The 904-nt window shown below is 75.1% G+C and carries 1 protein-coding gene; it reads right to left on the bottom strand.

Annotated elements, in window-relative coordinates:
• On the bottom strand, positions 1 to 904 hold a 904-nt coding region (locus PROKR_RS18780), incomplete at both ends, for an App1 family protein phosphatidate phosphatase (protein ID WP_084800532.1).

The raw sequence follows: 904 nt of genomic DNA, 5'->3' as shown, positions 1-904 counted from the left end.
GTCCTGGCCGGCCACGGTCGGCACCGGAGACTCGCCGATGCCGGACCCCGCCTCGCCGCCCCGCGGGCCGCTCCCGGCGAGCGCACCGTTACCGGCATGCGACCCGTTCCCGACGTGCGGCGCGTTCCCGGCCAGCACCTGCTGCCCGCCGGTGAGCTGCCGGATCGCCACGACCCGCACCTGGTCGGGCCGACGGCGCGCGGTCTCCTGGTAGATCGCGACGTCGTGCTGGCCGTCGTCGCCGATGAGCACCCACCGCACGTGCGGGAACCACGTCATGAGCAGTTCGAGGCTCGCCCGCTTGTGCGCCTGGCCGCTGCGGAACCACCCGGTGAGCGTGGGACCCCAGTCGGTCAGCAGCAGCGGGCCCGGCGGGTACGCGTGACGCGAGAGGAACGCGCGCAGCGTGCCCGCGGTGTTCCAGGCGCCGGTCGACAGGTAGAAGAAGGCGCCGTCGGGATGGGTCTGCTGGAGCGAGCGGTAGAGCTCGGGCATGCCCGGCACGGCCCGTCGCGCGCTGGAGTGCCGCACGAAGGTGTTCCAGGCCGCGAGCAGCGGCCGGGGCACGGCGGTGACCATGGTCGTGTCGTCGATGTCGCTGACCACGCCGAACCGCGTGCGCTCGTCGAGCACCCGGATCGGGGCCTCGGCCTCGGTCGGTTCGGGGGCGTCGAGGCAGGTCAGCAGCGCGGTGTGCCAGCCGTCGGAGAGCGAGGCACCAGCGGGGAGCTCGACGTCGACGTAGCCGGCCCGGTCGCTGGTCACCTCGGAGGTGCTGCCGCCCACGTCGATCCGCACCCGGCGGTGGGGCGCGGGCACGGTGAGGAAGTGCCGGAACCCGCGCCGGCCGGCCCGGACGGCGTCCCGGTTCGGCGTGCCGGGCCGCCGCGGCGAGAGCACCACG

The sequence above is a fragment of the Promicromonospora kroppenstedtii DSM 19349 genome (assembly GCF_000515355.1).
Taxonomy (GTDB): domain Bacteria; phylum Actinomycetota; class Actinomycetes; order Actinomycetales; family Cellulomonadaceae; genus Promicromonospora; species Promicromonospora kroppenstedtii.
The sequence above is the reverse complement of the archived record's forward strand: the minus strand, read 5'-3'. Positions and strand labels throughout refer to the sequence as shown.